Annotated in this window: 23 protein-coding genes; 3 read left to right on the top strand and 20 right to left on the bottom strand. The window is 72.1% G+C overall.

Going from position 1 to position 21,894, the window contains the following annotated elements; genetic code table 11:
- Positions 1–60: 60 nt before the first annotated feature.
- Positions 61–894, bottom strand: a complete 834-nt coding sequence (locus ACFYNX_RS17955) for a prepilin peptidase (protein ID WP_388662393.1) — start codon at positions 892–894, stop codon at positions 61–63.
- Positions 895–1,005: 111 nt separating this feature from the next.
- Between ACFYNX_RS17955 and ACFYNX_RS17950 the strand changes: the two genes are divergently transcribed.
- A complete protein-coding gene (locus tag ACFYNX_RS17950; RefSeq protein WP_388662391.1) occupies positions 1,006–1,359 on the top strand; it encodes a DUF192 domain-containing protein in 354 nt (117 codons plus the stop codon).
- Positions 1,360–1,429: 70 nt separating this feature from the next.
- Here the strand turns inward: ACFYNX_RS17950 and ACFYNX_RS17945 are convergent, their stop codons facing one another.
- From ACFYNX_RS17945 to ACFYNX_RS17865, 17 genes are all read right to left on the bottom strand, one after another.
- A complete protein-coding gene (locus tag ACFYNX_RS17945; protein WP_388662389.1) occupies positions 1,430–2,065 on the bottom strand; it encodes an OmpA family protein in 636 nt (211 codons plus the stop codon).
- Positions 2,065–2,670: a hypothetical protein gene (locus tag ACFYNX_RS17940; RefSeq protein WP_388662387.1), complete on the bottom strand. Its 606-nt coding sequence runs from the start codon at positions 2,668–2,670 to the stop codon at positions 2,065–2,067. Before ACFYNX_RS17940 ends, ACFYNX_RS17945 begins: the two co-directional genes overlap by 1 nt.
- Positions 2,671–2,700: 30 nt before the next feature.
- Complete coding sequence (locus ACFYNX_RS17935) at positions 2,701–3,351, bottom strand: pilus assembly protein TadG-related protein (RefSeq protein ID WP_388662385.1); 651 nt, start codon at positions 3,349–3,351, stop codon at positions 2,701–2,703.
- A complete protein-coding gene (locus ACFYNX_RS17930) occupies positions 3,348–3,578 on the bottom strand; it encodes a hypothetical protein (protein ID WP_388662383.1) in 231 nt (76 codons plus the stop codon). The genes ACFYNX_RS17935 and ACFYNX_RS17930 overlap by 4 nt, the downstream gene beginning before the upstream one ends.
- 146 nt (positions 3,579–3,724) lie before the next feature.
- Positions 3,725–4,687, bottom strand: coding sequence for a response regulator (locus tag ACFYNX_RS17925; protein ID WP_388662381.1), 963 nt, complete (start codon positions 4,685–4,687; stop codon positions 3,725–3,727).
- A gap of 17 nt (positions 4,688–4,704) precedes the next feature.
- Entirely contained in the window at positions 4,705–6,060 is a 1,356-nt protein-coding gene (locus ACFYNX_RS17920) for a sensor histidine kinase (protein WP_388662583.1), read from the bottom strand.
- 101 nt (positions 6,061–6,161) lie between these two features.
- Positions 6,162–7,049 carry a DUF5936 domain-containing protein gene (locus ACFYNX_RS17915; RefSeq protein WP_125667880.1) on the bottom strand — a complete coding sequence of 296 codons (888 nt, stop codon included), beginning with the start codon at positions 7,047–7,049 and terminating at the stop codon, positions 6,162–6,164.
- 17 nt (positions 7,050–7,066) lie between these two features.
- Positions 7,067–8,005 carry a type II secretion system F family protein gene (locus ACFYNX_RS17910; RefSeq protein WP_388662379.1) on the bottom strand — a complete coding sequence of 313 codons (939 nt, stop codon included), beginning with the start codon at positions 8,003–8,005 and terminating at the stop codon, positions 7,067–7,069.
- A gap of 143 nt (positions 8,006–8,148) precedes the next feature.
- Entirely contained in the window at positions 8,149–9,486 is a 1,338-nt protein-coding gene (locus tag ACFYNX_RS17905; RefSeq protein ID WP_388662377.1) for a CpaF family protein, read from the bottom strand.
- A gap of 89 nt (positions 9,487–9,575) precedes the next feature.
- The gene (locus tag ACFYNX_RS17900) at positions 9,576–9,950 is read right to left on the bottom strand and encodes a TadE/TadG family type IV pilus assembly protein (RefSeq protein ID WP_388662375.1); all 375 of its coding nucleotides are present in this window, start codon (positions 9,948–9,950) and stop codon (positions 9,576–9,578) included.
- A complete protein-coding gene (locus ACFYNX_RS17895) occupies positions 9,947–10,342 on the bottom strand; it encodes a TadE family protein (protein ID WP_388662374.1) in 396 nt (131 codons plus the stop codon). The genes ACFYNX_RS17900 and ACFYNX_RS17895 overlap by 4 nt, the downstream gene beginning before the upstream one ends.
- A gap of 103 nt (positions 10,343–10,445) precedes the next feature.
- A complete protein-coding gene (locus ACFYNX_RS17890) occupies positions 10,446–11,711 on the bottom strand; it encodes a CpaE family protein (protein WP_388662372.1) in 1,266 nt (421 codons plus the stop codon).
- Positions 11,712–11,718: 7 nt separating this feature from the next.
- Complete coding sequence (gene cpaB, locus ACFYNX_RS17885; protein WP_125667753.1) at positions 11,719–12,423, bottom strand: Flp pilus assembly protein CpaB; 705 nt, start codon at positions 12,421–12,423, stop codon at positions 11,719–11,721.
- 136 nt (positions 12,424–12,559) lie between these two features.
- The gene (locus tag ACFYNX_RS17880; RefSeq protein ID WP_388662370.1) at positions 12,560–13,417 is read right to left on the bottom strand and encodes a hypothetical protein; all 858 of its coding nucleotides are present in this window, start codon (positions 13,415–13,417) and stop codon (positions 12,560–12,562) included.
- Positions 13,418–13,685: 268 nt separating this feature from the next.
- Complete coding sequence (locus ACFYNX_RS17875) at positions 13,686–14,345, bottom strand: hypothetical protein (RefSeq protein ID WP_388662369.1); 660 nt, start codon at positions 14,343–14,345, stop codon at positions 13,686–13,688.
- Between the two features lie 37 nt (positions 14,346–14,382).
- Positions 14,383–15,903, bottom strand: coding sequence for a hypothetical protein (locus tag ACFYNX_RS17870; protein WP_388662367.1), 1,521 nt, complete (start codon positions 15,901–15,903; stop codon positions 14,383–14,385).
- Positions 15,904–15,977: 74 nt separating this feature from the next.
- Positions 15,978–16,436 (bottom strand): hypothetical protein, encoded by a 459-nt coding sequence (locus ACFYNX_RS17865; RefSeq protein ID WP_388662366.1) that lies wholly within the window; start codon positions 16,434–16,436, stop codon positions 15,978–15,980.
- A gap of 300 nt (positions 16,437–16,736) precedes the next feature.
- Between ACFYNX_RS17865 and ACFYNX_RS17860 the strand changes: the two genes are divergently transcribed.
- Positions 16,737–18,455, top strand: a complete 1,719-nt coding sequence (locus ACFYNX_RS17860) for a chitinase (protein WP_388662364.1) — start codon at positions 16,737–16,739, stop codon at positions 18,453–18,455.
- Between the two features lie 101 nt (positions 18,456–18,556).
- Here the strand turns inward: ACFYNX_RS17860 and ACFYNX_RS17855 are convergent, their stop codons facing one another.
- A complete protein-coding gene (locus ACFYNX_RS17855; protein WP_388662362.1) occupies positions 18,557–19,903 on the bottom strand; it encodes a serine/threonine-protein kinase in 1,347 nt (448 codons plus the stop codon).
- A 159-nt stretch (positions 19,904–20,062) separates the two neighbouring features.
- Here ACFYNX_RS17855 and ACFYNX_RS17850 point away from each other — a divergent pair, with 159 nt between their 5' ends.
- Positions 20,063–21,427, top strand: coding sequence for a M14 family metallopeptidase (locus tag ACFYNX_RS17850; protein WP_388662360.1), 1,365 nt, complete (start codon positions 20,063–20,065; stop codon positions 21,425–21,427).
- Positions 21,428–21,497: 70 nt separating this feature from the next.
- Here the strand turns inward: ACFYNX_RS17850 and ACFYNX_RS17845 are convergent, their stop codons facing one another.
- Entirely contained in the window at positions 21,498–21,878 is a 381-nt protein-coding gene (locus ACFYNX_RS17845; RefSeq protein WP_388662358.1) for a hypothetical protein, read from the bottom strand.
- Between the last annotated feature and the right edge of the window lie 16 nt (positions 21,879–21,894).

The raw sequence follows: 21,894 nt of genomic DNA, 5'->3' as shown, positions 1-21,894 counted from the left end.
CGGGTGTACGGGGCGGAGGGTGAGTGCCCGGTCGACTTCGAGCCGCCACGGCCCCGGCCCTCAGGGCGTCCCCAGGAGCAGGCCGAGCAGGGCGCCGCCGATCATGAACGGCCCGAACGGGATCGCGGACTTGCGGTCCGCCTTGCGGAGCAGGACGAGACCGAGCCCGTACGCCCCGCCCAGCAGGAACCCGGCGAAGGCGCCCGCGAAGAGGACGGTCCAGCCGTACCAGCCGAGGAGGGCGCCCAGCGGGAGCGCGAGCTTGACGTCGCCGAAGCCCATGCCGTTCGGGTTGATCACGAAGAGCAGGAAGTACGCGGCTCCGAGCACGAGTCCGCCGAGCAGCGCGTGCCCGAACGAGCCCGCCGCGCCGGGCAGCAGCGCGGCCGCCCCGAGCAGCAGGGGGACCAGCGCGGCGAGCGGCAGCGTGAGCTGGTCGGGCAGCCGGTGGACGCGCAGGTCGACCGTCGCGAGGAGCGCGGCGAAGGGCGCGCAGAGCAGCCACACCCCCAGCTCCGGCCGGAACCCGGTCGACGCGGCGAGCGCGGCGCAGGCCGCGGCGAGGACGAGCGGGACGGCGGGCGTGGTGCGCAACGGGACGCCGGTTTCCTGGGAGGGCTCTCCCTCGGCCGTGGCGTCGGCACCGGCGTCGGCGGTGAGCACGTCACGCGGCTCGGGTGCCGGGGCGGTCGCGGCCGGGACGGTCAGCGCGCACGTCCGGCACCGCGCTCCGCCGAGCCAGCCGCGGGCGGGGCCCAGGAGGGTATGGCCCTGCGGGCAGGTGTCCCGCCACGCCTCCTCGGGCTCCACGGAGAGCCGGTACGCGGCGCGCGGCACGAGCAGGCCGGTGGCGGCGCCCCACAGGGCGGCGAGGGCGATCAGCGTGGCGTCCACGCGGTCGACCCTAGGGCGGGGCTCTGACACCGGGCATGGGCCCAGGGGCCCACTGTTCCGGGCCGGGGGCCCAGAGCGGGACCCGGAGCGGGAGCGCTACGGTCTCGGGCCATGGGGAAATGGCGTGACGGCAGAGGCACTTTGGGCGTCCCGGGCCGGGACGGGGCGATCCCCCTGGAGGTGGCCGCCTCGTACGGGGCGCGGCGACGGGGGCTGCTCGGACGGGACGGCGTCGAGGGGGCGCTGCTGATCACCCCGTGCAACGGCGTGCACACCTTCCGGATGCGCTTCGCGATCGATGTCGCCTATCTGGACCGGAGGTTGAACGTCGTCGCCGTGAAGACGATGAGGCCGGGCCGCATGGGCCGGATCAGTCTGCGGGCCCGGCACGTGCTGGAGGCGGAGGCCGGGGCGATGGCGCGCTGGGGGCTGGCGCCCGGCGTCCGGCTCACGCTCTCCGTGTGAACCGGCCGGCGGGGCCGCACCGGGATCGTTCCGGTGCGGCCCCGCCGGGGCGGACGTACAGGCGTACGGGCTACGAGCCCTGGGCGCGCAGGAAGGAGACCTCCACGCGGCGGTTCTTCTTGCGCCCCTCCTCCGTGCTGTTGCTGGCGATCGGGTACTGCTCGCCGTAGCCACGGATCTCGTACGTGATCCCCGCGGCGGCGAGCTGCTGTTCGAGCACGGTGTGCACGGCCTGGGCGCGCTGCTTGGAGAGCACGTCGCCGTGGGCCGAGGAGCCGAGGTCGTCGGTGAAGCCGAAGACGCGGACCCTCTTGGCGTCCTGCTTCTTGATCTCGGCCGCGATGGCGGCGATGCGCGCGTTGGCGACGGCGGACAGCTTCGCGCTGTCCTTGCCGAAGAGGACCTCCGCCTGGAGCGCGAACTTGATGTCCGTGTTCGTGTCCTCGCGGCGCTCGGTGCCCTCCAGGTCCTCGACGATGGACTTGATGTCGAGCACCTTGGGCGGGGCGAGCTCGGCGCCGTCGGGGATCTTGAGGTCGGGGTCCTTCGCGTCGATCTCCACGCTGGGCACGCTGGAGGCCGACGGGTACGGGTTGTCGTCCGCCGCCGCGGGTGGTGCGGGGAGACCGAACGCGAGCGTTCCGGTGAGAGCGACACCGGCCGCGCGCGCGGCGGTCCGCCGACTGCGGGTCAGGGTCACGGTCATCAGGAGATCTCAATCGTGCCGGTGGTGAAACCGGGGAAGGTGAGGCCTACTTCGGTGGTGGTGTTCGGGGGGGCGGGGAACTGGGCGAAGAAGGGAAGGGTCTCGCCGGCTTCGATCAAGGAGGTGTACTTCGTGGTGGTCAGCGGACGGTTGTCCGTGTCACGCAGCACGTAGTAGCGCTTCTTCTCCTTGGAGTCCGTCAGGGTCATCGCCCCGAACGAGCTTCCGGTGAGAGCGACTTCCTGCTCCAGGCCGTTCCAGCGAACGGAGGGGGTGTAGTCCTCGCCACTGGTGTTCTTGATTTCACCCGTGACCGTGAGGAAGCCACCTTGATCGCGCTTCGCTCCGTGAATCACCATCTCGACGCCCTTCTCGCCCTTGAAGGTGGCGAGAATCGTGCTGTCGTCGGGTGGAGTCTTACCGTCTTCGCTCTTGGTCGGCTCCTCCTTCCCGGGAGTCGGTACCGAGGAAGAGGCGTTCCCCTGCCCCTGCCCCTGTCCCTTCCCGTCCTCGTCGCCGCAGGCCGCGAGCGAGAAGGTCAGGGCCGCCGCCAACAGGGCGGCTGCGCCGATTCGACGCGTCGTCCTCACATGCCGAATGCTCATGAGTGGTGATTCCTTTGCGTTCGTTCGCGGTCAGTCCTTGGCCAGGTGGACGTCGAACAGGTCCGCCATGTCCGGAAGGAGATCCAGTCTCGTCGGGTCGATGACCCACTTCTCGCCGTCACAGACGAACTGGCCCGGAGAGGGCTTCTCTTTTTCCTCGTCGGGGTCCTCGTCCTCGCCGTCTGCTGGGGGCTCCTCGGTGGCTTCATTGCGCTTGAAGGTGCACCGGGGCTCGACCACGGCCGTCGCCTTGGCCTCCGCGTACTTTCCCTCGGTCCCCTCGACGATGCTCTTGCCGACCGACTTCTCCGACTTGACCTCCACCGTGGCACCCCAGCGCCCGTCCGCAAGAGGGGCACAACCGATGCTCCGCGCGCCGTTCTCCGCGGCGAAGCGTGAGGCCTCGGAGCACCCCGCATCCGGGTTCCCTACGGTTCCGTCGATGAGGCGCCCCAGCCAGACCGGGTCGAGAATGTTCAGACGAAGGACTTCGTCCAGTCCGTCCCGGGAATCCTTGGCGGCGGCCAGCGCCGCGGCGTCCGCGGCCGTCTGCGTCTCGTTGCGCCTGACGTCCGCCTGCCCGAACGCGAAGAACATCAACGCGAGAAAGAGCAGACCGACCACCGCTGCGATGTACAGCGGTGCGGCCTGCCCTGAATCGCCGTAAGGACGAGGCGTCACTTGATGACGCTGTTGATCTTCTGCTTGAACTTGTCGGCGATCGTGCTGCCCATGTCCGTCGCCAGCAGCGCCGCGAGGATCGCGACCACGAGGATCGTGATGCCGACGTACTCCATCGCGCCCTGTCCCCGGTCCCGGCGCTTCTGCAGGGCGTCGACGCGGGTGTTCACCCAGGAGCCGACGTAGACCTTGGCGGTGGTGGCGGCCTTCAGCGTGGTGTCGCTCATGCTGTTCCCCTCCCGGTTCGGCCGGCCCGCGGCCGGTCTCGCTTCCGACACGAGGAACGTACGCCGGGGCGACGTCCCCGGGCATGGGTCCCAGGGCCCAAGCACGGTCCCAAACGACCGGGTGGGCCCGCGGGTCCGTGGGGTGCTCAGTCATGGCGCGGCGCCCCTCTCCGGGCGATGCCGTTCCAGCGGGCGATGGCCTCGCCCCGGCTGCCGGCGTCGAGCTTGGCGAAGATGCGGTTGATGTGGTTCTTGACGGTCTTCTGGCTGATGAAGCAGGTGGCGGCGATCTGCTGGTTGGTCATGCCCGACGCGATCAGGTCCATCACCTCCGCCTCCCTCCGGCTCAGCTCGGACAACACGGCCCCGTCGGTCTGGGGGGCCAGTGAAGACTGTCCCACATTCGCTTGCAGAAGCGAATGACTTTGGGGAGATTGCGACCCTGGCGCGATCGAGCCAACTTCCCTGTAGTCGCTTCGCATTGGTGAAGCGTTTGAGCTCCGCTGCTGTTCCTGCACGTATGCGGGTGCAGACGGTTGGTCGGGGGTCGCGAACGCCCTCCCCAAGCCCTCCGGCAGGGGCTGCCCGGGGGCCCTGCCCCCCGGCGCGCCTCCCCGCAGCGACTCCAGGAGCGCGGCGGAGGCGGAGTGGGTGAAGTGGGCCCGGCCCCGTCTGATGTCGTGTACGGCCTCCACCAACTGGTCGGCGGTGAACTCGCCGTGGACGAGGTAGCCGCCCGCGCCCAGGCGCAGGGCCTCGTGGACGATCTCGCTCTCCCGGCTGTACGTCATCATCAGCACCGGGGCGATCCGCACCAGGTGCGGCAGGGCCGAGATGCCGTCCACGCCGGGCATGCGGACGTCCAGGAGCACGACGTCGGGCCGGTGCCGGACCGTGGCCTCGTAGGCCTGGCGGCCGTCCGCGCTCTCCGCGACGACCTCGATGTCGTCCCGTCCGGAGAGCAGCACGCTCAGGCCGGCCCGTACGACGGGGTTGTCGTCGGCCACGACCACCCGTAGCGGTGTCGCGGCGGCGGGCGGCCGGTCCGGCAGGGCGGGGAACCCCTCCGGCGCGGGCGTGGGGCCGGGGCCGGCCGTGTCGTCGGGCATGGTCGCGGCCTCCTCTCTCAGGGGGCGGGGGACGTCGGGAAGGATGCGGCCGCGTTCCGCGGGGCGAGCGGCCGGGGCCCCGCGGGGCCCAGGGCGGAGACGAGGAGTTCGAGGCGCACCTCCGTGCCCCGCGCGGCGCGGCCCCGGCCGATCCGGATGCGGGCGCCGATGGACGCGGCCCGCTCGACCATGCCGACCAGGCCGAAGTGGCCGGCGCGCCTGAGGTCGTCGAGGGTGGTTCCGGCGGGCAGGCCGATCCCGTCGTCGTACACGCTGATCCTCAGGACGTCGCCGACGACGCCGGCCGAGACCTCCAGCCGGGCCGGGCGGGCGTGCCGGTGGGCGTTCTCCATGGCCTCGCTCGCGATGGTCAGCACGTGGCGGGCGACGGCCTGCGGAACCGGCGGGACGGCGGTGGCGTCGAGGCGGCGGAAGGTCGCGCCGACGCCGCCGTACCGGTGCGAGAAGTCGGCGGTCCGCGCCTCCAGTTCGGACAGTACGTCCACGCCGGCGTCGAGGCCCGACTCGCGGCGCAGGTCCGAGAGCAGCTCCCGCGACTCGGCCGCCGCGCGGCGGGCCGCGCGGGCGACCAGTCCGGCCCGGTGCCTGACCGTGGCGGGGTCCACCCGCTCGGCCGAGCCGGCCAGTCCGTCGGCCGCCATCGCGAGTCCGTGCAGCGTCTTGGCGACGGAGTCGTGCATCTCGCGGGCGAGCCGGGCCCGTTCCTCCTCCACCGCCTCGTGGACGGCGAGACGGGCCCGGGTCTCGGTCAGGGCGGTGGACGCGGCGCCGAAGCGCAGGAGCAGCCCGCGCAGGCTGGCGCCGACGGCACCGGCCATCAGGCACAGGCCGACGAGCAGCAGCGCCGACGCGTCGGCCTCGGCGGTGCTCACCGCGTAGGCCGCGCCGAGGAGGGCGACCTGGCAGCCGGCGAACACGGCCCCGCCCCGCCAGCTATAGACGAGGCCGGCGAGGAGCGGCGTGCAGATCGTGACGTACGCGAGCGTGGAGTTCGGCGAGGCCGCGAAGAGCAGCAGCGCGCCGAAGAGCATGTCGAGCGCGAGCAGCCACGGGTGCCGGAGCAGGAAGGGCCCGAACCGCTCCCAGTCCCGCAGCAGGGCGTAGGACACCATGACGGTGACGAGGACGGCCGCGCCGATGATCCAGCTCCCGGGGCCCTCCGCCGCCTTGGCGAGGGCGAAGGGGGTGGCCAGGGCGGTCATGGCGAGCCTGAAGCCGAAGAGCTGCCGGCACAGCGCCTGGAGCGCGTTGATCTGGATCGGGATGCCGGGCGGGGGGTCCGCGGGCCGGCGCCCGGTCCCGCCGTCGCCCCGCTGCCACGCGATCGGGCCCCTGCCCGCGCCCGAGTCCACGGCGTCCACAGCCGCTCCGGCATCGCCCAGGTGGAGCGTCGTGCGGTCGTCGCCGCCCCCTCCCCCGCGCTCCCGTCCCCGCTCTCGTCCCCGCACCGTCGTCAGCCCCCGAAGAGGGTGCCGAAGTCGACCTCGGAGGCGTAGTAGAAGCCCACCCCGATGAGGATCATGGTCGCGGGGAGCATGAAGCTCGTGACGAGGAGCGTGGCCTTCGGCACGGCCTTGGACGCCTTCTGGCGGGCGGCCTGCGCGTCGGTGCGGCGCATGTCGGTCGCGATCTGGATGAGGGTGTCGACGATGGGGGCGCCGAGCTCCTCCCCCTGCTGGAGGGCGGAGACGAACATCGACACCTGCTCGGAGTCGTTCCGCCTGCGCAGCTCGTCGAACGCCTGGCGGCGGCTCATGCCCATGTCCATCTGGCGCAGGGTGATCCTGAGTTCGTCCGCCCAGGGGCCCTGGTACTTCTCCGCGACGCGTTCCATCGCCTGGCGGAAGCCGAGTCCGGCGGAGACGACGACGGCGAGGACGTCGAGGAAGTCGGGGAGCGTGCGCTCGATGTCCTCCTTCCGCTTCCGCAGGGCGAAGCGGATGAGGGCGTCCGTCCAGAAGAAGCCGTAGACGGCGAACACGACGGCGAGCACGACCTGGCCGTTGGCCAGCATGGAGAACGCGGCGGCCCCGCCGAAGGCCGTGTAGACGGCCTTGCGGGCGGCGTAGCGGTCGACGGTCATGCCGTTCGGGTTCCCGGCGAGGTCGAGCTTGCGCCGCATGGCGTCGACCCGCTTGGGGCCCATCATCCTCAGGACGCGCGGCGCGTGCCGCATGCCCATCCGGTCGATGGCGGAGCCGGCGGCGGTGGTGCGCGAGGCGCCGGACTCCAGGGCCAGCACGAGGTCGGAGGGGAGCTTGGCGTCGGCCCGGTACATCCGTACGCCCTGGAAGACGCCCCAGACCGCGAGGCCGAAGATCAGGGAGAGCAGCAGATCCATGGTGGTGTCCCCGCCCTTCAGGTGCGGATCTTGGTGAGTCGGGTGATCAGGAAGAAGCCGAGCCCGTAGAGGCCGGCGGAGACGACGACGGCGATCTTCCCGCCGGTCGCGGCCGTCATGTCGTCCAGGGCTCCCGCCCGCATGCCGTTGATGACGAGGAGGAAGCCCACGCCGAGGACGGGGACCATGATCGCCGTCATCCTGACCTGCGAGAGGATCGTCCTGACCTCGCGCCGGGTCTCCTTGCGCTCCTCCAGCGTGTCGGTGAGGTTGCGCAGGGAGGTGACGATCGTGCCGCCCGCCCGGCTGGACAGGATGAGGGTGGTGAGCAGCACGGTGAGCTCGCGCGACGGCAGGCGTTCGCCGAGCTCGTTGAGCGCGTCCTCCAGGGAGTGGCCGACGGCGAGCTGGTCGGCGACGCGGCGGAGTTCCTCCCGCGCGGGGTCCTCCAGCTCCTCGCAGGCCATCGCGAGGGCGGTGCGCAGCGCCAGGCCTGCCTGGGTGGCGTTGGCGAGGAGCCGGGTGAGTTCGGGAAGCTGGTTGATGAAGGCCTCGGTCCGCTTCTGGATCTGCGCGTTGAGGAACGCGTTGCCGCCCCAGAGGCCGATGACGACGGCGAGGAGGCCGAAGAAGGGGGCGAAGACCGTCGTGACGACGAAGTACACGGCGAGGAGGGCGCCCGCCACGTAGACGGCGTACTCGCCGGGGGTGAGGCCGAGGCCGGTCGCGGCCAGCTTGCGCTCGATGTTCCGGCCGAGCGTGGTCCTGCGCAGCCGCCGGTCGACGGCGGTGAACCGCCGGTGCCGTCCCCGCCCCTCCGCCGGCCCCGTCTGGGACATCCGCCGGTAGAGCTCCTCCTGGTGGGCCCTGCCCGACGAGAAGCTGTGCACGCCGATGACGGTGAGCACACAGGCGAGCAGGGTGACCCCGATCGTCAGGAGCGGGAGATTGTCCATGTCGGGCGGGAACCTTCTGGGTGGGCGGCGGACGGGACGGCGGCGGTGGGCCGGCTTACGGGGTTGCGGGGGCGGTTGCGCTGGCGGTGGCGGTGGCGGTGGCGGTGGCGGACCGGCTTACGGGGAGGGCGGCGGCGGGCCGGTCACGGCGACCTCCGTACGGCGAGCTGGTCGTCCGACCGGGCGACGCCGAACGCGGCGGGGACGGGTTCGCTCCTCATGTAGAGGCGCTCGGCGATGCGGAGCGGCAGCGGGTGGTACGCGAAGGAGCCGTACACCCGGCCGTCGGGGGCCAGGGGCTGGGCGTTGAAGCGGCAGACCGAGACGATCCGGTAGTCCTCGCGGCCGTGGGAGTCGACGACGGCGATCTCGGTGACGCGCCGGGAGCCGTCGGCGTGCCGGGTGAGCTGGACGATGACGTCCACGGCGCTGTTGATCTGGTCCTTGATCGCCACGAAGGGGATCTCCACCTCGGACATGGACGCCAGGGTCTGGAGCCGCATCAGGGCGTCCTCGGCGCTGTTCGCGTGGACGGTGGCGAGGGAGCCGTCGTGGCCGGTCGACATGGCCTGGAGCATGTCGAGCGTCTCGCCGCCGCGGACCTCACCGACGATGATGCGGTCGGGGCGCATGCGCAGGGAGTTGCGGACCAGGTCGCGGATGCTGATGCGGCCCTTGCCCTCGACGTTCGCCGGGCGGCTCTCCAGGGTGATGACGTGGGACTGCTGGAGCCTGAGTTCGGCGGAGTCCTCGATCGTGACGATGCGCTCGCCCTCGGGGATGAGACCGGAGAGCGCGTTGAGCAGGGTGGTCTTCCCCGTGCCGGTGGCGCCGGAGACGATGACGTTGAACCTGGCCCGGACCAGGCCGGCGAGCAGCAGCATCATCTGCTCGTCGAGCGAGCCCAGGCCGATCATCTCGGCCAGGGTGAAGGCGCGGGGGAAGCGGCGGATGGTGAGGATGGGGCCGGTCAGCGAGAGCGGCGGGATGATGACGTTGACGCGCTCGCCGGAGGGGAGCCGGGCGTCGACCATCGGGTTCGCCTCGTCCACCCGCCGGTTGACGGTGGAGACGATGCGCTCGATGGTCTGCATGAGCTGCTCGTTGGACGAGAAGCGCAGGGGGAGCTGTTCGAGCCGGCCGCCGCGCTCGACGAAGACCTGGTCGGCGCCGTTGACCATGATCTCGCTGACGGAGGCGTCTTCGAGGAGGGGTTCCAGGATGCCGAGGCCGAGGGCCTCGTCGACGACGCGGCGGATGAGCTGGGCGCGTTCGACCGTGGAGAGGACCGGGCCCTCGCGGCTGATGATGTGGCCGAGGACGCGCTCCAGACGGATCCGGCGGTCGGCGGCGGCCAGCGCGGACATCTCCGCGAGGTCGATCTCCTCCAGGAGCTTGGCGCGGTAGACGCCGACGAGGACGTCGCCCTCGTCGTGGCCGCTGTGCGGCTCGGGGCTGTTGATGCGTGCCCTCAAGCTCATGTCGTCGACTCCTCGGCTTCTCTGGGCTTCCACCGCCCGCGTACGGGCGGTCCGTCACGGGTTCCGGGACCGGTGGTGCGGCGGTGGGGTCAGTCGGCGGGCATCGTGGCGCTCTTCTCGGCGGGGCCGAAGTCGATGCCGGGCACTACGGACGGGATCTCGACCCGGACGGTCACGGTGACCCCGTCGCCCCAGTCGTTCTCGTTCGCGTCGGTGCCGTCGGCGAGCCAGCCGGACACGGCCTCCTGGGCAGCCTGCTGGGCGCTCATTTCGGCGTCGGGATCGGCCGCCACGCGGGCCGCGGCGCGGGCCGCCGTGCCGGCCTGCTGGGCGGCGAAGGCGCCGAGGCCGAGCTGGACCGCGAGCAGGCCGACGAGGAGGAGGACGGGGAGCCAGCCGAGGAACTCCAGGGCCGCCTGGCCCCGGTCGTCCTTCCGTGGACGGGTGTACGCACGGATGCTCACGGCTCAGTCCCCTCCTTCGCCGCCGCGGAGCGGCCGTCAACACTGATCGGGAGGCTCGGGCCGCCGGGAAACAGGATCGGCACGTCGACGGAGACCGTGGCCTTCACGAGCTCCCCCTCCGCCCAACAGAAGATCTTGGCTCCTCGCCACTCCTGGGGCAGATCTTCCTGACCGACGGACCGGCAGTCCGCCACGTCACGGGAAGCCGCATACGCGCGCACCCCCCGGTCCGCCGCGTTCCCCGCCAGGACGAAGGTGTAGCCGACGAGGGCGCACTGCCAGAGGACGGCCAGCGTCAGCAGGATCAGCGGGAGGGTGCCCGTGAACTCGACGCTGAGCTGGCCGCGGTCGTCGTGGACGCGGTCACGCCGTCGTATCTCCGCCACTTCCATGGTTCGCCGTTCCCCCTCGGTTCCGTTGCCCACGTCTCCGTCCACCGACATCCCTGCCCGCTCGGGCGCCCGCCCACGTCCCCGCCCGTTCACGTCTCCGTCGTCACGGCCGTGACCTGCGCAGGCCGAACGATCCCCGGTCCCGGTCCCGGTCGCCGCGTCCCCGTCCTCCGCGTTCGCCCGCCGCGGGCTTCACCAGGCCCAGTTCGCCGGCCAGGGCCCATATCGCCTGCTTCACCACCGACTTGGCCTCCAGGTCCTGTATCCGGCCCGCGTCCACGACGGACTGCAGCTCCTTGAAGTGGGACGGGACCGTGGTCCGCGCGACCCGGGTCCCGGTGATCCGCTCGACGAGCGGCGGCTGGATCTCGGTGTTCCGGGTGTAGCGGTTGACGACCGTGACCGTCTCCTCCGCCTTGCGGATCTGGAGCCGTTCCCAGAGCCGGACCATGCGCTTGGCGGCCCGTACGGCGATCACGTCGGGCGTGGCCACGAGGACGCCGGTGTCCGCCATCTCGATCGCGGCGGCGTTCGCGCCGTTCATCGCGGTGCCGCAGTCGATGACGACGACCTCGTACCTGTGCCGGAGCGCGCTGACCGTCTGCCGTACGGCGCGGTCGTCGACCTCCTCGGCCCGCTCCCCCTCCGCGGGCGCGAGCAGCAGGGAGAGTCCGCCGACCTTGCTCTGGTCGCCGGAGTAGACGACGTCCTGGAGCACGCGGGGCGTGACGTCCTGGATGCCCGCCAGGTCGACCACGGAGCGGCGGTGCTGGACGTCGACGTACGAGGCCACGTCGCCGGCCTGGAGGTCCAGGTCGGCGAGGACGGTGCTCATGCCGGAGGCGCGGGCCGCCAGGGCGAGCTGGACGGCGATCAGGGTGGTGCCGACGCCGCCCTTCGCGCCGCTGACCGTGACGACCCGGCCGCCGACCCCGCCCGTGACCTCGCCGGCGTTGCCGAGGTGCCGGCGCACGCCGGTGGCCCAGACGGCGGCGGCCTGCACGCGGCCGGCCAGTTCCTCGTAGCTGAGCGGGAGGGCGACCAGGCCGCGGGCGCCGGAGTCCATGGCCGCGGCGAACAGGACGGGGCTCGCGTCGGCGGTGACGAGGACGACGCCGACCGCGGGGAAGCGGAGGGCGACCTCGCGGATCAGTTCCAGGGCGGGCACCGGGCCGATCCGTTCGTGCACGAGCACGACCTCGGGCAGTTCGTCGAGGGACTCGCCGGCGAGCTGGGCGAGGGTGTCGACGAGCTGCGTGGAGTCACCGACCGGCGCCGCGGGCTCCGCTTCCGGGAGCTGGCCGAGCAGGGTGGTGATGGACCGGGCGGCGTCGGCGTCGCCGACGGCCGGAAGGATCCTGGTCGTCATCCGGACCTCACTTGTCCTTGCCGATTTCGTAGGTGCGTTCACCGGGACGGAGGGAGGTGTCGCTGCCCGGGGCGATGAGGGCGAGGCGGACGTGCTCGGCGAAGGACTCCGCGTAGGCGACGCGCTGGGCGTCCAGGGTGTTCAGGCCGAAGGTGATCGGGACGGCCTCGTTGGAGCGGGAGCCCTCGCCCCGGGCCGGCTCCAGGGAGGTGAGCTTGCCGACGTCGAGGACCTTGGCGTTCGACACGATGATCTTCGACATCGGGGCGGTCTTGTCGTTCTCGCCGGAGAAGGTGGCGAAGATGTTCACCTTGGAACCCGGGGTGATCTTTCCGGCCACGCCCGTGGCGGCGTCGATCATGATCGCGATCTCCTGCTCGCCGGGCTGGAGGGCGGGCCGCTTGACGATCATGTCGCTCTGCAGGAGAGAGCCCTTGCGGAGTTGAGTGACAGCGATTTTTCCGTCGATCTCGGAAAGATCCGTGACCGCATTGGCCGAAAGCCAGCGTTTGGGAAGGGAAATCTTCTCGAACTGGCTCTCCTTGAGGCTGGTGTAGGGGGCGACGTCGACCCTCATCTGATACGCCGAGACCTCGGGACCGACTTTCGAATTCACGTCGCCGATCACGGAGAGCACCCCGGCGAAGGCGCCGAAGGCACACAGAACGGAGAGGACCAGGAGTATGACGCCACGGCGTTGACGGGAATTCATGGGCCGGACAACCTCGTTAGGGGACGTGGGGCGAACGGACGGGACGGAACGCGGAGTCGGCGGCGGACGGTACGGAGGCGGATGCCACGGCAGCGGGCGGCACGGCGGGCGGTACGGAGGCGGACGGCACGGGCGGTCATCCCCCGGTCGTGACGCCGGGAGGGAGGGCGCGGCTCTCGTCCGAGGTGAGCGGCGCCCCGCAGAACCCGCACCGGTCGCCGATGAGCTCCATGCCGCACCAGTGGCACCACTCGCGGCGCACGCTCGCGACCAGTTGGTACAGCACGGAGAGGTCCGGGATGTGGGCGGCGAACTCGATCAGCTTTCCGGTGCCCCACCAGCGGGGGGACTCGGCGGGCAGGTCGGCCTCCTCGACCCCCTGCACCTTCCAGTCGGGGGCGAGCGTGCCGGTCACCCAGTCCGACTGCAACTGGCCGCGTGCCACCAGGAGTCGGGTGTCGTACTCGGGCCCGGTGAGCGTGCCGCCGCCCACCTTGACGAGCTGCGGCTCCGGGCCGGCCACGACGCCGAACTGCGAGCCCGGGATCCAGGACCTGGCGTGCGACGTGAGGCTCACCGGGACCCGGTCGAGCTTCGCGACCGAGCCGAGCAGCGCGCCGCAGTGGATGTAGTACGAGAGCAGGCGCGCCGCCGACGCGAGGACCCCCGCGCTGAAGTCGCAGACGGAGAGCTGGCGCAGTTGGCGGACGAGCACGGCCAGGCCGAGCGGGGGGAGGTCCGACCGCAGGAACGCGACCCGGTCGCTCTCCAGGAGGGCGCGGACGGCGTGGAGCCGCCGTTCGAAGGCCCGGGAAAGGGTCGCGGGATAGAGGACGACGACGTGACCGTGCTGATCGAGCGTCACGCGCATGTCGAGGAGGGCGGCTTCCAGGGACTGCGCCTCGGGCGCCCGCAGGACGGCAGCGGCGGGCGTGTGCTGGTCGGACAGTGGGAGCACCAAGTCGGTGCTCGTGACCGCGATTGCTGTCGACACCAAGATCCCCGTTTCGCTCCGGCCCCGGTCACCCGGCCGCCGCAGGCCCTTCCCCCGTCATCTGACCACATCGGCAGCTTATCCGCGCCCTACACGGCAGAGAACACCCTTCCGTGACACACGACTACCCCCGAATTCCCTTCACGGGCGCACCCCGTGTTCAAACTCCTGGAATCGTCGAATGAGGGAAGGGCGAGAGGTGGGGAGCGGGGTGGGGAGCGGGGCGCCGGGGATCGCCGAAGGGGCCCGGTCGCGCCCTCGCCGGAGCCTACTTCTCCGGCACCGTGAGCGTGACGCTTTCGACGATCTCCGTGACGTCCCGGTCGGAGAGCGTGCCCGCCCAGGAGTTCACCGTGATCAGGTACGGGCGCGAGCGCGCGTCCACGCCGGTCACCATCACGCCTTCCAGCCGGGTGCCCCCGGGCGGTGTGCCGGGCCCGCCCCGGGAGGTGAAGGCGTAGGTGATCTTCCGGGCCTCCGCGCGCCCGTCGGGCCCGGCCACCCGGATCTCCGTGGTCCCGGCCGGGGTGGCGCCCAACTGGATCCGGGCCTCCGCGCCGACGGCCGCCATCTCGACGGTGTTCAGGCTGCCGTGGTCGAACTCGACGCTCATGGCCGCGACCAGGACGCCGCCCTCGGTGAGGGTCGCCCGGGCCACCTCGTGGGCGTTGCCCCGGTCGGGGGCGACCTCCTCGAAGGCCGCCGGGTGGGCGACGGTGAGCCGCTCGGTCCTCAGGGTGCCCCAGCCCCCGGGGGTGGTGCCCGCCGTCCCGCCGCTCCCGCAGGCGGTGAGCAGCAGTCCGGCGGCCGCGGCCGCCACCGCCGCGCGCGGGCCGCGTCCCGGCTTCCCGTTCATCCCCGACTCCCCTCGCTCGCTCCGGGCGGCGCTCCCGCCGCCGGTCGTCTTCCCGTACGCGTCCGCGCGCATGTGCGTACTGTGCGCCACCGGGTCCGGCGACGGCGCGTCACCGGGCGCAGTAGCCGTAGGGGACGTACTCCCGCTTCCCGTTCCGGGGCGCCCCGAGGAAGCGGGCGTTCTCGAGCGTCTGGGCCTTGTTCGACAGTTCGACGGAGGCGCCGAGGGAGAGGCCCAGGTTCACCTCGAAGCCGTACTCGTGCGCGTCGGCCATGACGCCGTATCCGGTCCTGCTGGACCTGCCCCGGTCGAAGAGGAGCTGCCCGAAAGGGTCGTCGGCGCCCGGGCGGGTGGTGGGCGCGTGGTTGTCCAGGAGGTACGAGAAGACCGCGCCGCCGTCGCCGTTCCCGTCCAGCCACTTCTGCGCCACGGCGCGGTCGGCGTCGCCGTCCGGTCCCTTGGGGAAGGCCACCGTGTTGGTGAAGACCTCGGTCCTGCTCTTCCCGGAGTTGTCGACGGCGCCGGCGCGGCCGCCCCTGCCGTCCTTGCCCTCCTTGCCGTTGTGGCCGCCCGCGCCGTCGGAGGTGCCGACGTCGTCGGACTCCGTGGTCTGGGTGAAGTCGATCCGGAGGAGTTCGCCGGTCTTCTGGTCGCGGGTGACGGTGACGGTGGCGGAGCGGGCGGCCTGCGCGTGGTCGCCGGTGTCGAAGCCGCCGGCGCCGAGCCTGCTGCCCCACTGGCCTTCGGCCTTGACGGAGTAGGTGTACGACTTGGTGCCGCGGTAGTCGTCCTTGGTGAGGATCACGTCGGCGTTGATCTTCGCGCTTCCCTCGATCCCGGCGGCGACGATCCGGTCGTCGCCCGGGTGCACCGAGAGTCCGCCCTCCACGCTGCCGTGGACGCCGACGGAGCCGTAGCTGATGTGGCGGTCCCCGAGCCGGCCCTCGATCCGCTCGCGGAGCCTGTCCTCCTCCACCAGCGGACCCTTGCCGAAGAGCGCGAGGATGCCGTCGCCCATGCTCGCCTCGGCGCCGCCCGGGGACGTGCGCCGGATCTCGTACGTCCTGAGCTTCTCCAGGTCCCCGCGGAAGGCGTCGGCCTCCGCCCGGCTCTCGAAGACCCAGGTGTCGCCGTTGTTGACCCTGATGCCGCCGCCGAGGTCCACCGACCCCTTGCCCAGGGTGCCGGTCTTCCCGCCGAAGCCGCCGGTGGCGCCGATCGACGCCGAGTCCGTGAAGGTGGTGTGGATCAACTGGTCGCCGCCGTCGACGCGGCCGTCGCCGTTGACGTCGTAGTTGGCCCGGTGCACCTGGTCCTGGAAGCCGTACTCGTTGCCCCACTCGAACCAGCCGACCTTGACCTTGGCGCCCGCCTTGTCCGTGACGGTGGACGTCGTGCACAGCGGCGGCTCGTAGTCGGCGTCGCGCGCGGCCGTGCCCCCGGGGCCCCTGCCGGGGGCGCAGCCGCCGCCCCAGAGCGAGGCGATCGCGCAGGCGAACCGCTCGCCGAGGGTGCCCGCCGCGCCCGTCACGACGAGGGCGAGCAGGAGGGCCACGGCGATCACCACGGCTCCCACGTATTCGAGCGCGCCCGCGCCGCGGTCCGTCCTCCCCCGCCGGCCGTCGCTCACCGGCTCCCCTCCCGGGCTCACCCGCCGGCCGTCCCTCATCGGTCCCCCTCCCGGGCTCACCCGCCGGCCGTCCCTCACCGGTCCCCCTCCCGGAGCCGGTCCGCGGCGTGGCCGCAGAAGGCGCCGACCACGACGACGGCGCACGACATCGACAGGCCCTCGACCGAGGCGCGTTCCCACTGGAGCGCGAGGCTGACGGCCTGGGCGAACAGCGGGACGGCGAAGAGCGCGACGGCGTGGCGGGCGGGCGAGGAGCGGAACGGCTCCCGGTGGACCCGGCCGGACACCCCGACCGCCAGGGCGACGCAGAGCGCGTTCGGCAGGTGGACCAGGAGCAGCCGGCCGCCGAAGCCCTCCAGCCGTCCGGCGTCGGCGAACGTCCCGTAGAGGTACGTGACCTGGAGGTACTCGGCGAGGAGCAGGACGACCAGGCCCGCGGCCCAGGCGCGGACGAGGGCGGCGGTCCCCCCGCCCCCGCGTGCCGTGTCCCGCCGTGCCGTGCCGGCCCACGGGGGCCCGTCCGTCCCGCGCATCCGCCGCTCCCCCCGCCGCCCGCCCGGTGTTCGTCAGGGCACCTTAGGAGGCGTGCGGCCGGGCATCGTGGGCCCGTGGACCCACGATCGGACCCAAACTCCTGCCGTGGGTCCAGGCCCCTTCCCCGACTCCCTTCCGTGCCAGAGGTCTTGACAAGTGAATTGGTCTGGACCAACTTGTAGCTTCAGCGGTGGCCACCGCCCTAACCCGTACCGCCTCGTACCGCCTCGTACCCCCGTACGAACCCCCTCCGTACGACGGCGTACGGCACCTCCACATCCCCAACTCCCCCACGGAGGATGCACGTGGACCGCACCACCACCCGTCCGAGCGGACGCAGATGGCTCGGTGGAGCCCTCGCGCTCGCCGTCGGCTCCGGGCTCGTCCTCGTCGGCGGAGCCGGCACCGCGCAGGCGGCGGACGTCAACGTCGCCAAGAACGCGGGCTTCGAGAGCGGCCTCGCCAACTGGTCCTGTTCCGCCGGGAGCGGCGCCGCCGTCTCCTCGCCGGTCCGCACCGGGGCCGGCGCCCTCAAGGCGAGCCCGGCCGGTCTCGACAACGCCAAGTGCGTGCAGACCGTGGCCGTGAAGCCCAACTCGACGTACACGCTGAGCGCCTGGGTCCAGGGCGGCTACGCCTACCTCGGCGCGAGCAACACCGGCACCGGCACCGGTTCGGTCTCCACCTGGACGCCGGACTCCCCGTCCTGGAAGCAGCTCACCACCACCTTCACCACGGGCGCCTCCACCACCTCGGTCGAGATCTACACCCACGGCTGGTACGGCACCTCCCCCTACCTCGTCGACGACGTGAGCGTGTACGGGCCCGACGGAGGCGGCGGCCAGGACCCCGACCCGGTCGTCCCGTCCACCCCGGCCGGCCTCGCGGCGGGCACCGTCACCTCCTCCTCCGTGAGCCTGAGCTGGGGCGCGGTCTCCGGCGCGACGGGCTACAAGGTGTACCGGGACGGCGCCAACCCGCAGACCGTGAGCGGCACCTCCGCCACGGTCACCGGGCTCACCGCCGACACCGCCTACCAGTTCCAGGTCTCCGCGACGAACGCGGCGGGCGAGTCCGCGAAGTCCGCCGCCGTGTCGGCGCGCACCGCCAAGAACCAGACCGCCCCCGGCCCGTCCGTGCCCAAGCACGCCGTGACCGGCTACTGGCAGAACTTCGACAACGGCGCGGCCAAGCAGAAGCTGCGGGACGTGCAGGCGGCGTACGACATCATCGCCGTCTCCTTCGCCGACTCGACGACCACGCCCGGCCAGATCGTCTTCAACCTCGACCCGGCCGTCGGCTACGCCTCGGTCGCCGACTTCAAGGCCGACGTCGCGGCCAAGAAGGCGGCCGGCAAGTCCGTGATCATCTCCGTCGGCGGCGAGAAGGGCAACGTCACGATCAACAGCGACGCGAGCGCGACCGCCTTCGCGAACAGCGCGTACGCCCTGATGCAGGAGTACGGCTTCAACGGCGTCGACATCGACCTCGAGCACGGCATCAACTCCACGTACCTCACCAAGGCGCTGCGCCAGCTCTCCGCGAAGGCGGGTTCGAGCCTGGTCCTGACGATGGCCCCGCAGACCATCGACATGCAGAGCACGGGCACGGAGTACTTCAAGACCGCGCTGGCCGTGAAGGACATCCTGACGGTCGTCAACATGCAGTACTACAACAGCGGTTCGATGCTGGGCTGCGACGGCAAGGTCTACAGCCAGGGTTCGGTGGACTTCCTCACCGCGCTCGCCTGCATCCAGATCCAGGGCGGTCTCGACCCGTCCCAGGTCGGTCTGGGCGTCCCCGCCTCCACCCGGGGCGCGGGCAGCGGCTACGTCGACCCGCAGATCGTGAAGAACGCCCTCGACTGCCTGACCAAGCTCACCGGTTGCGGCACCTTCAAGCCGGCCCAGGCCTGGCCGACCCTGCGCGGCGCCATGACCTGGTCCACCAACTGGGACGCGACGGCCGGCAACGCCTGGTCGAACGCGGTCGGCCCGCACGTGCACGGCCTCCCGTAACCGGTAAACCCTTCCCGTACGCATACGGGACACGGGCTCCGCAGCGCCGCCGCTCCCCCGGCGGCGCTGCGTCGTTCCCGGGACCGGGCCGGGCCGCGCGCTCAGCGGCGGGGCAGGAACCCGGCCAGGACCGGGTCGAGCCGGGCCACCCACTCGTCGACCCGGGCGGCGCGGCGGCCGTCGAGCTCGCAGGTGTAGGCGCCGCCCTCGTGGAGCGAGACCACGACGCTCAGCCCCCGGCCGCGGCGGGTCCGCAGGAGGTCCACGCCCGAGATCTCCTCCCAGTCGAAGTCCACCTCCTCGCCGTAGAGCTGGAGGTGCACGCCGGAGCCGTCGACGACGATCCCGGACACCCGGTCGGCGGCCACGAACTCCCTCGCGAACCCGGGCGGTGCGGCTCCCTGGGGTACGAACCCGGGCGGTACGGCTCCGGGCGGCGCGGCGGGCGGCGGCGGTACGGCGAAGGCGCCCGGGGGCCCGAAGCCGGGACCCGGCGGCGTCGCGTACCCCCGTACGTGTCCCGGGGGCCCGTGGACGGGCGCGGTCGGGAGGGCGGAGGGCGGCACGGACGGCGGCACGGGGGGCGCCGGGGGGCCGAAGGGGTGGGCGGGCGCGGACACGACCACCGTGGCGGGCGGCCGCTCGCCCGCCCCCGCAGGCCCCGTCCCCGGAGCCCCCTCCTCCAGCGCGTCCAGGATCCCGTCCGGCGTGGGCCGTTCGGCCGGGTCCTTGGCGAGGCAGCGGGCCACCAGGTCGCGCAGCGCCTCCGGGACGGAGGCCAGGTCCGGGGCCTCGTGGACCGAGCGGTACATGAGGCCCATCGGCGTGCCGTCCCCGAAGGGGCGGCCGCCGGCGGCGGCGACGAGGACGGCGCCGAGGGCGAAGACGTCGGCGGCGCCGGTCACCTCCTCGCCGAGGGCCTGTTCGGGGGCGAGGTAGCCGGGGGTGCCGAAGGCGGAGCCGGTGGCGGTGAGCCGGGTCGACTCCAGGGCGCGGGCGATCCCGAAGTCGAGGACGCGCGGCCCGTCGGGCGCCATGACGATGTTGCCGGGCTTGAGGTCGCGGTGGACGAGCCCGCAGGCGTGGATGGCCTCCAGGGCCTCCGCGAGCGCGGCGCCGAGGGCGCGCAGCCGCGTCTCGTCCAGGGGGCCCCCGGCGGTGACGAGTCCGGCGAGGGTGGGGCCGGGCACGTAGGCGGTGGCGAGCCAGGGCGCCTCGGCGTCGGGGTCGGCGTCGACGACCTGGGCGGTGTGGAAGCCGCCGACCTGCCGGGCCGCGGCGACCTCGGCGCGGAAGCGTGCGCGGAACGAGGGATCGGAGGCGAGTTCCGGCCGCGCCACTTTGACGGCGACGGCGCGTCCGCCGCGCGATCGGGCAAGGTAGACGGTGCCCATGCCGCCTTCGCCCAGCTTGTGCTCGATGACGTATCTGCCGATGAGGGTCCCCACGCGGGACAGTATGGCCGAAGTTCACGCCTTGACCGGTCCATGACATACCCCCACCATGACCGGAACACCCCGCACGACCCGTACGCCCCCGCACCCTCCGTTCCGCTTCGTCGTTCTCGTCGTTGTCGCACCCCCCACACTCCCCACCCAGGAGACACCATGCGACGTTCCCTCCGCGCCAGGAGGCCCGGCAGGAGGTCCGCCACCCTCGCGGCCCTCGTGGCGCTCGCCCTCGCGGCGCCCCTCTCCGCGCTCGCGACACCCGCCGGGGCCGACCCGGCGCCGACCGCCGCCCGCTCTTCCACGGCCGAGGAGGTGATCCGGCAGTACGAGGTCGCCGGACCGTCCACCCCGGCCGCCCGCACCGCGCTCGCCGCCACCGGGGTCTCGATCGACGAGGTCGACGCCCGCGCGGTCGTGGTCAGCGCGAACGCCGAACAGCTCGGGCGCCTCAGGGCCCTGGGCTACCGGCCGGTGGCCCTGCCGGCCCCGCCGGACCGGGGCGGGGCCGCCCGGTCGGCGCTCGGCCCGCTGGACTTCCCGTCGGCGGACTCCCGCTACCACAACTACGCCGAGGCGAACGCGGAGATCGCCCAGCGGCTCGCCCAGTACCCCTCGATCATGAGCAAGCGGGTGATCGGGAAGTCGCACGAGGGCCGGGACATCGTCGCGATCAAGGTCAGCGACAACGTGGCCGTCGACGAGAACGAGCCCGAGGTCCTCTTCACCCACCACCAGCACGCCCGCGAGCACCTCACCGTCGAGATGGCGCTCTACCTGCTGCGCGAACTCGGCGCGGGCTACGGCACGGACAGCAGGATCACCAACGCCGTGAACGGGCGCGAGATCTGGATCGTCCCGGACCTCAACCCGGACGGCGGCGAGTACGACATCGCGTCCGGCTCCTACCGGAGCTGGCGCAAGAACCGGCAGCCCAACTCCGGCTCCTCGTACGTCGGCACGGACCTGAACCGGAACTGGGACTACAAGTGGGGCTGCTGCGGCGGCTCCTCGGGCTCCAAGAGCTCCGAGACCTACCGGGGCGCGGCCCCCGAGTCGGCCCCCGAGGTGAAGGTCGTCGCCGACTTCGTCCGCTCCCGGGTGGTCGGCGGGAAGCAGCAGGTCAAGGCGGCCATCGACTTCCACACGTACAGCGAACTGGTCCTCTGGCCCTTCGGCTGGACCACCGCCGACACCACCACCGGCATGACCAAGGACGACCGGGACGCCTTCGCGGCCGTGGGGAAGAAGATGGCCGCGAGCAACGGCTACACCCCCGAGCAGTCCAGCGACCTGTACGTCACGGACGGCTCGATCGACGACTACCTGTGGGGCACCCAGAAGGTCTTCGCCTACACCTTCGAGATGTACCCGTCCTCGTCCTCCGGCGGCGGCTTCTACCCGCCCGACGAGGTCATCGAACGCGAAACGGCCCGCAACCGGGACGCGGTGCTCCAGCTCCTGGAGAACGCGGACTGCATGTACCGCTCGATCGGGAAGCAGGGGCAGTACTGCGCGGCCTGATCCCCTGGAAACACGGCCGGGGCCGGCAGGAGAAATCTCTCCTGCCGGCCCCGGCTTCCACGCCACTCCATCAGTGGCTCACGACGCTCCACGCCCCGAGAACTTCAGAAAAGTCCTCGGTCCGAACCAGTAGCTCCGGGAGCCCCGGCTCATTCGTCAGGATTCCGTCGACAACCGAACGCGCTCGCTCCGACCCGATCCCTCCGGTTACGGGCCACACCAAAGGCCGGTCGCTGTCAACACCGAATTCCTCGCAGAGCACAGCGGCATCCTGTTCCGGCACAGACCAGAGTCCGAACAAGCGATCGTTGAGATCCGACACCTCTGCCCGCTCGGCAAAGAGCTTGAAGTGCCAGCAGGAGTCTCCTGCCACTCTTCTCGCCACACCTTCGACGGGTCCGTCCATCCAACCGAAGATCAGGAGGAGCTCAACACGCTCGCTCCCTTCCATCAGGCCCGACACCACC

It is taken from the genome of Streptomyces sp. NPDC007872, assembly GCF_042868165.1.
GTDB lineage: Bacteria > Actinomycetota > Actinomycetes > Streptomycetales > Streptomycetaceae > Streptomyces.
Note: the sequence above shows the minus strand (reverse complement) of the source record. Positions and strands in the feature narration are given on the sequence as shown.